We start from the raw sequence: 2,002 nt of genomic DNA on the forward strand, positions 1-2,002 counted from the left end.
AACATGATGTATCCAAGGCTATATCTAGCGAAGAATTTGTTGCGGGATGATGGGCTAATTTTTATCTCAATTGACGAAACCGAAATCCATAATTTAAGAGCTATTTGCAACGATATTTTTGGTGAAGAATGTTTTGTGGGATGTATTTCGCGTGTGACTGGAACGCCAACGGGTGGCGGAAACAAGGCATTAGTTGGAGAGATCGATTACATACTAGTCTATTCTCGCCTGCCTGATGTAAGAATTGAAGGGATTAATTTTTCAAAAGAAGACGCGAGAATTTATGATAAAGAAGATGAAAGAGGAAAATATCTTACACGACCATTGAGGCGTACTGGCGGAGAAGACCGCCGTGAAGATCGGCCAAGCATGTTTTATCCAATTACGGCCCCTGATGGGACGAAAATTTTTCCAATAGCTCCTGCAGGATATGAAAGCAGATGGATATGTGGGATAGAACGTTTCAAGGAGATGGAGCGCGATGGCCTAATCGAGTGGATGAAAATAAAAAAGAACGGAACCGAAAAATGGCAAGTTTATCAAAAATTTTACCTTGAGGGCCGGGTAAAACAGCCTTCAAATTTTTGGGCCAAGCTTGAAGGAAATAAGAAGGCTACCCGCGATCTCCGGGCGCTTTTTGATGGAGAAAAAGTTTTTAGCTTTCCTAAACCCGTTGGGCTGATACAACAAATTATTCAAATCAGCGACTTACGAGAGGGGGATATTGTCTTGGACTTTTTTGCTGGCTCAGGAACTACAGCCCATGCATTGATGAAGCAAAATTCTGAGGATGGAGTGAGGCGAAAATATATTTTGGTTCAGTTGCCAGAGCCCTTAGATCCCAACGATAAAGAGCAGACAATAGGCGCTAAATTTTGTGATAAATTGGGAGTTCCGAGAAACATTGCAGAACTAACTAAAGAGCGACTTAGGCGGGCAGCAAAACAAGTTATGAATAACTCACTGGAATATCATGGCGACTTCGGGTTTAGAACATTTAAACTGTATCGATCCAACTTCAAGGTTTGGGACGGCAATCTTGCAGATGCCGATGAACAAACTTTGCAGCGGCAGCTTGAAAGACATGTGGAGCACGTGAGTGAAGAAAGCTCGCAGGAAGACATTCTCTACGAACTGCTGCTCAAGGCCGGGTTCCCGCTAACCACGAAAGTAGAAGCCATCGAAATGGCTGGCAAGCAGGTGTTCTCTATCGAGCATGGCGCAATGCTGATTTGCCTGGAAGATGAAGTAACGCCGGAATTGATCGATGCCATGGCCGAGGCCGATCCGCTCCAGGTGATCTGCCTGGATCGAGCTTTCGCCGGCAACGATCAGCTCAAGGCCAACGCCGTGCAAACCTTCAAGGTCCGCGCCTCATCCAAGGAATCCGAAATCGTGTTCATGACGGTATAAACCGGGTATGAATGAAGTTGACATCTATTCAAAGGGAGAAGTTGCCCGGTACCTCACCTGTTTGGCTGATCAAGGGCAGGTGCAACCTTGCAAGAAGCTGATTGTCAAACATGGTCATGCTGAGGCCTACTATCCTGAATGTATTGAGAAGCTCGCCAGTCGGCTTCCGGCTAACAATGTGGCTACGGATCCTACCGCGTATGCCGGTCCTGGCTCCTACGATTGGCCCAAATGCCCCAGTGATTGTCCACGGTTTGAACAGGTTGATGACTTGTTCCAGTCGGTTATCCGAGAAATCCGGATACCAAAACCGAAGTTAAAGAATCCACCCAACAGCAAAGAATTATCACCGCCAGAGAAAGTGACTCTTGCATGGCTCTGGAAGCATGTGCCGGCGCGGTTCTGGGCTTCAGCTATAGGCATCCTATTTGCTGCATTTATGCTTGGCATACAGGCCAGCAGGCTGAGCCTAATAAAAGAAATGTTTGGGCTTGGCTCATGAGCCCCAGGACGCTCTATCTTTTCATTGATGAGGCTGGGAATTTTGATTTCTCTCCGAATGGCACCAAGTACTTCATCCTGACCTGTC

Annotated in this window: 2 protein-coding genes; both read left to right on the top strand. The window is 46.5% G+C overall.

Annotation, left to right across the window (positions count from 1 at the left end):
- Positions 1 to 1,413 (top strand): site-specific DNA-methyltransferase (locus D6694_04410; GenBank protein RMH45686.1); only part of this gene is annotated, 1,413 nt, incomplete at its 5' end.
- 7 nt (positions 1,414 to 1,420) lie between these two features.
- Positions 1,421 to 1,915 (top strand): hypothetical protein, encoded by a 495-nt coding sequence (locus D6694_04415; GenBank protein ID RMH45687.1) that lies wholly within the window; start codon positions 1,421 to 1,423, stop codon positions 1,913 to 1,915.
- The last annotated feature ends 87 nt before the right edge of the window (positions 1,916 to 2,002 follow it).

This window comes from Gammaproteobacteria bacterium (assembly GCA_003696665.1).
GTDB lineage: Bacteria > Pseudomonadota > Gammaproteobacteria > Enterobacterales.

What these genes read in the sequence shown, in the direction of transcription:
- D6694_04415 (RMH45687.1), top strand. Translation starts at nt 1,421, where the DNA reads ATGAATGAAGTTGACATCTATTCAAAGGGAGAAGTTGCCCGGTACCTC.